General features: G+C 65.4%; 7 protein-coding genes. 4 read left to right on the top strand and 3 right to left on the bottom strand.

Translation table 11 applies throughout. The features are described from left to right. Both C1A33_RS35820 and C1A33_RS34250 read left to right on the top strand, forming a co-directional pair. The coding region (locus C1A33_RS35820) for a hypothetical protein (protein WP_207770381.1) at positions 1–382 on the top strand (382 nt) is incomplete at its 5' end. Next, positions 379–765 carry a hypothetical protein gene (locus C1A33_RS34250; RefSeq protein WP_133150725.1) on the top strand — a complete coding sequence of 129 codons (387 nt, stop codon included), beginning with the start codon at positions 379–381 and terminating at the stop codon, positions 763–765. The genes C1A33_RS35820 and C1A33_RS34250, both read left to right, overlap by 4 nt. A 326-nt stretch (positions 766–1091) precedes the next feature. Here C1A33_RS34250 and C1A33_RS35815 read toward each other — a convergent pair whose 3' ends face one another. Together C1A33_RS35815 and C1A33_RS18895 are read right to left on the bottom strand one after the other, a co-directional pair. Beyond that, on the bottom strand, positions 1092–1592 hold the full coding sequence (locus C1A33_RS35815; protein WP_207770380.1) for a hypothetical protein: 501 nt from the start codon (positions 1590–1592) through the stop codon (positions 1092–1094). Between the two features lie 458 nt (positions 1593–2050). Then, the gene (locus C1A33_RS18895) at positions 2051–2620 is read right to left on the bottom strand and encodes a DUF6928 family protein (protein ID WP_423748104.1); all 570 of its coding nucleotides are present in this window, start codon (positions 2618–2620) and stop codon (positions 2051–2053) included. A 379-nt stretch (positions 2621–2999) separates the two neighbouring features. On the opposite strand from C1A33_RS18895, the gene C1A33_RS18890 reads away from it, so the two are divergent. Then, a complete protein-coding gene (locus tag C1A33_RS18890; protein ID WP_133150724.1) occupies positions 3000–3296 on the top strand; it encodes a hypothetical protein in 297 nt (98 codons plus the stop codon). Between the two features lie 90 nt (positions 3297–3386). Beyond that, a complete protein-coding gene (locus C1A33_RS18885; RefSeq protein WP_133150723.1) occupies positions 3387–3965 on the top strand; it encodes a hypothetical protein in 579 nt (192 codons plus the stop codon). A 531-nt stretch (positions 3966–4496) separates the two neighbouring features. On the opposite strand, the gene C1A33_RS37485 is transcribed toward C1A33_RS18885, so the two are convergent. Then, a partial coding sequence (locus C1A33_RS37485; RefSeq protein WP_480014558.1) for a mannosyltransferase YkcB-related protein occupies positions 4497–5781 on the bottom strand: 1285 nt, incomplete at its 5' end.

Genomic DNA, 5781 nt, shown 5'->3' with positions numbered 1-5781 from the left:
AACGCGCGCGACGGAACATTCCCGCAATTCACGTAAAATAACATTGAAAATGCTCATTGCACTTGCTGCGGTTGGCTTCCTTCCTGGTGTTGGAGAGGCGGCCTGGGCCGTTCGGGCCTATAAAGGTGACCGACTCCTGAAGGCTAGTCGAGTGGGTGAGGCGGCCTACCGCTCCCGTCTGGTCGGCGCTGAAAGCAGATTTGTTGCCGACAAGTATACGACGCCAGGAGTCAAGCCAGGCCTCTTTAACGGCAAACGTGCGACTTTGGCCTGGAGTGCTTTAGGTGCGAAAAGATACGCAGATTACAAAAGTGCTCGAACTGTTTTCAGGGCAAAGGTGGGAAAGCATCATATCGATCTCCTCCATGGGCCATGGCGATGACAGATCCAAGCTTCGTTGCTCATCTTAAAGAAGTTCTTCCCGCGGACGTCCGAATTAATTGGCGGTATCCGACGAAAAGTGAAGATCTAGTTGACATTGAAATCGAAAGAGTGGACGGCTGCACGCTACTGGTGTGGTATCTAGTGCAGTCGGGTGCGGCTCGGATGCTGCTCGATCTATATACATTTGACGAAGTCCGTCCGGACCATGTTCTCGAGTTCATCAAGATCTTTGTGGTAGACGGCTTCTGTCTCGACGTTGAAAGGGTATGGCTGGCGCGCTGTTACACTCTGACATTCGATATTGGCGGCACCATCTATTCTGTTTCTAGAAAGGCAAGAAATCCCGCCGCATGGGAGAACCGACATCTGGCGAACCTTTGAAGGTTAGATAGGGGTGGCTGAGAGGGGTAGGCTGTCTCAGCTTGATCCGTCAGACCTTCGATCGTCCAGCGTCCCGCGACGGCAACTCTTCCTGCGCGCGAAACGTCGCAGCCCTATGGCCGAGGCGACTACCAAAGAAATGCACAACCACACAACCGCCGCCGAGACGTCCTTTTCGGCGAAGTAGCTTTCCAGTGCCAAAGAGACAGAAACCGCCAAGGACGAGTGCAGTACTTCACCGAGCCTAGGCAAGTTACCCGCCAAGGCGCACCACTCCTCTCACGATGAAGTTTGAGAATTCTTGGCGGCGTGCCCACCAAGAATCTTCAAACCTGTTTGTAGCTCGCCTGATAGCGTGACCCGCCATCTCTCCGCCACCCCAGGAAACAGTCGCCCCTGCCGCAGTGGCGACCTGGCTGACGAGTATAGTAGACCGTAACCGAGTACCATTCACCCTCGGCCGTGATTTCCGAATGCAGAACCAGGTCCTGCACTTTTATTCTGCCGCGGTTTTCGATACTGGTAGCCGCGCGCCGAAGCAGAGCGGGAATGTCGCCCTGCGCTTGGCCGCGTGGATTAGCCAGCGTGAAATGTCTGATGTGCCACTCCGCTACTTCACCGTCATTCATGGTTTCGGCAATCCCCTTTGCAAAATTGTGCACTCTTAGCCTGGATGCACCGATGAATGCGGTGATCTTTTCGGGGTTGACTGTAATGGCTGATGACTGATTGTATGAACCGCCCTGGGTTCGGTGGGGGCTCGACCGGCTGAGAGAGGTCAACCGTCCCGGGCCTTGCGGAAGCCGGGGGCGGTTGACCGTGGTCACCGACGGTCAGCCTCCACGTCGACGACGCCGGCGGTATATTCCTTCTCCTATGATCAGGCGGACCGGCTCACCAACTCGGGTTACGCCTATGACCTCGTCGGTCGTACGACGACGGATCCGTATCCGCCGGCGGGCAGCTCGGCGAGCCGCCTGGACCCGCAACATCACCGGCATCGGCGGCGACCCCGCCGCTACCCAGACCGACACCCTGTCGGCAGCCCCTACTTCCCCTCCTCTGCCTACCCCCGCTACGGCTGGCTCGCGCCAAACAACGCAGCCGCGACACCCCGCCGGCCGCACCCTTATGGGCGTCCGCCTCTATGACCCCAGGTTCGGCCGCTTCCTCCAGACCGCCCCGAACCCGGCGGCTCCGACAACGCCTACGACTACGCCCACCAGGACCCCTACAACACCTTCGACCTCCAGGGTGATAGATCCGTTGTAGGAGACCTCGAGCTTCAACGGCCAGGGTGATCGAGGCGGTAGCCGGCGAGGGTGATCTCATCGAGGTGGGCATCGCCGTCGCCGGGTTCGCCTTCGAAGACGAAGCCGAAGAGGGCCCGGAGGGCATCTTCGGCCAGGTCGAGGGGATGGAATGGCAGCGGGTACGAAAGGTCGGGGTCGTCCTCGTCGATCTCGACGGGGTGCTTGCCGGCCCAGTAGTCCGCCTCGAAGTCGAGCGGGTTGCCGGTGTTCTCGAGTATGCCGTCGTCCGAGGACAGGCTGAGCGCGCGGCGTAGTGCGCCGTCGGTGTCCCAGATGGCGTAGGCGAACCAGTCGACGGAGCTGAGCATGGTGTGCAGGTGGAGGGTGCGTCCGCGGGCTTCGGCGCGGAATGTGGTGCCGAGGTGGGACGGCAGATCCAACGCGACGTCCTGGGTGCAGACCACCGTCAGGCTGGGGAAGCAGGCCGCGTAGGCATGACCCTCGGGTGGGTAGGCGAGATGCAGGGTGTCGTCACCGATCTCGACGAGCCGCCGACCAGGGTAGAGACGTTCCACGCAGGCCCGGGTGCCGTCCCGGTCGATCTACGGTGCGCACCGGAGGATCTTCTGGACGTCACCGTCCGCGTAGAACAGCATCGAGCTTCTGGCACCCATCGGGCTTCTCCTTCATGAGGACGGTGATCGCTGAGTACCGTAGCGGCGACCTCCGACAATCTGGGCCGCCAGCCGATTGGCGTCGCGCTGCGTAGAATCACGGTGTGTACTCCATGGAGTATTTCGAGGACGCACGGCGGGACCTGGGAGGAGTCCGGTGTGAGCCTGCTGTGTCGTGCCGCCGAGGCGCTGGTGGAGGGCGACAGCAGCGAGTGTCTGCGTCAACTCGCGGGGTGGGCGATCCAGGGAGCCGTCTCCCGGCGGCCGCGAAGCCCGCCCTGGGACGTGGGGGCAGCAGGTGATCCGGGTGGTGGTTCGAGGGCTCCTCGTCGGCCTGGTGATCGGGCTCGTCGTGGAGGTCGGGTTCGCGGTGGTCGCACTTCTCTTTCATGGCCACTACAGCCTGTCCGATGCCGGCTGGCAGCTGGGCCTCTTTGCCGCGATGTCGGCGGGCTCGGATGCGGGAATGGAGCGGCACCGTCGGCGCCAGCCCTTGGCACGGCCGACCGCGGTCGACTACTACGGCGAGGCCGGCCGCCGCCTCATGCCAGGCGTCACGGACGACGCCGACCGCCGAGACGAACACCACGACGAGAAGCCGTGAAACGGGGAGTGCTGGAGCCGCGCCAAGCGCTGGCGCAAGGGGGGTCTCGAGGTGAGCTCGAGGGAAATTTCGGACAGTGAGCGCCGGGCGATGCTGGACGAGGTCACCAAGGGGGTTCGCGGTCCGGTGAAGCGCTACCTCCTGCGTAGAGCAATGTCGAGGCAGATCGGGCCCGGTGGTTCTCTGGGAGGAAAAACAGTCATCGTGACAGTCCCGGGTACTTCGCCTGAACAGGAAAACGGCGTGCCGCTGGCGGATGTTCCGGCTAATGCCGATCTGCTGGAATACCGGCGCGAAGCCGCTCGACGTCCGTACTCGGTTGGTGATTACGCCCTCGGCGGCTGGCAGCTCAACACTCATCCGGACCTTGTCGAGCGGCTGACGTCTCTGGCGCCGGATCCGGCCGATGTGCTACCCGTCTACGGGATTCCGGTGATCGTCTCGCGGGGTATCGCCGCGGTGGTGGCGACCGGAACGAACTGGCTGCTCTTTCGGCTGCCCGAGGAGCCGCAGGGAGTGGAAATGGTTGAACCGATCGCGTCGCTGGACAGCAGCAGGGGTTGGTACAGCGTCAGCGCGTGGCAGTCCGGTAGTTCGGACGACGACGTCGACGAGAAGCTGCGTGCGCTGGTGCGGGCCGCGATGGACCATGCCGCCACGCTTGCCTGACCGGTCCGGCCACTCGTCCGAACGAGGATGCCTGCCCCCTCGGAGAGTCCAGGTGAACATCGGCGATCGCCCAGGCACCAAAGCCTCAAGGCGTTCGCCTGGTGTGGCGGCGAGCGGCGGTTGATGTCCGTCAGCAGTCGTGCGGGGATTCGTCGATGTGAAGTCGGCGTATGGACTCACCGCGCAGAACCCGGCGGATGCGCCAGAGCAGTAGATGGCGGCACAGGATCGAGAGGTGTTCTTCCTGGCGGCCGCAGCAGCTGCTGAAGCCGCTGTGGCGTGGGCACTCGATGTCGCCGCCGGTTGGACAGTAGTACCTGTCCGGACAACCGCAGTCGACTACAATGCGTGTCCAGGCACGCCTCATGGCCCGTACCTGCTTCCTGCCTCTGCTCCGACCCATTCAGTGCCCTCCAGTGACCTGCGAGCAAGGCAGGTGAGCTCCTCTCCGCGGCACGACGGCGACTGCTGTGGCTGGCGTCGACGGTGGCCGGTGCTGGCAGGTGTGCTGATCGCCGATGGCGATGCTGGTCATGCCGCCGTGGTCGCGAGGGGCTTCGTGAGATCGTAGACGGTCTGGCTGCCCACGGTGGTTGAGGAGTAGTGCCGCTCCACCCAGGCGCTGACCGTGGTGGACGCTCCGCCCATCCGCCCATCTCCGCCGGGCCCGCGCGCACCGCCACGCGCCGGCATGCCGCCGCCGCGCGCGCCCGCGCCGCGAGTGCCGACGCCGGAGAGGCCGCCGCTCTGGGCAGCACTGCCGCCGGGGGCGAAGCCGCCCCCCATCTCGCGACCGATTCCGCCGCTGATGAAGTAGTGCACCTCGCCGGCGTGGACGTACTGCTCGAACTGGGCGAGCGTCGGCGCGGGGTCGCGGCCGGTGAATCCGCCCATGGCCATCACGGAGGTGTCCGAGGCCAGCTCGAGCCCGGCAGCGGCCGACGAGCCGGACACCGCCGCGGACCACCGGAAACCGCGGTTGTTCTTCAACAACGCGGTGAGCTGGCTGTTCGTGCCTCCACCGCCCATCCCGCCGATGCCGCCGAACCCGCCGATGCCACCGAACCCGCCGCCGGTCGCGCCACCGCGGCCACCACCCGCGCCCGCAGCGGCGGTGATGATGCGGAATCGTGCGGCAACGCTGGCGCCGCCGGCGGTCCGGAACGTGCCCCGGCCGCCGCCGCGCAGACTTGGGCCGGCGGTGGGCTGTCCGCCGGACTGGGGGGTTGTCACCGTCGCCGCGGTGTAGGCGGCGGGACCGCCGAGCACGGCCACCAGCCCGGCCAGGGCGACTACGAGCGCCCCGCGGCCGGCGAGAGTCCGGCGGGCGAGCAGCGCGAGGCCCGCGACCACCGCGGCGACCAGGACCAGCGTCCGCAACCACGGGTACCAGGACGAGGTGCGGTCCAGCAGCACGTACGCCCACACCCCGCTGCCGGCGACCGCGACGGCGAGCACCGCGCGGGGGAGGACGGCGTGCCGTTCCCGCCACACGACAATCGTGCCGGTCGCGACGAGGCCGGCGATGCCGGGCGCGATCGATGCCGTGTAGTACGGGTGGAACGTTCCCTTGGCGAGGCTCAGGGTGATCGAGGTGATGATCGTCCAGGCGCCCCAGAAGACCAGAGCGGCCCGGGACCAATCCGTCCGTGGGGCCCGCCGGGTCAGCCACAGGCCGCCCACCAGCAGCAGGAACGCGCCCGGGATCAGCCAGCTGACCTGCCCGCCGATCTGCTCGCCGAACAGCCGCAACCACCCCGGCTGGAGGAGATCGGCGAGCTCGGACGCGGGTGTCGGTGCTCCGGTGAGCGCGGAC

Source organism: Frankia canadensis (genome assembly GCF_900197875.1).
GTDB lineage: Bacteria > Actinomycetota > Actinomycetes > Frankiales > Frankiaceae > Frankia > Frankia canadensis.
Note: the sequence above shows the minus strand (reverse complement) of the source record. Positions and strands in the feature narration are given on the sequence as shown.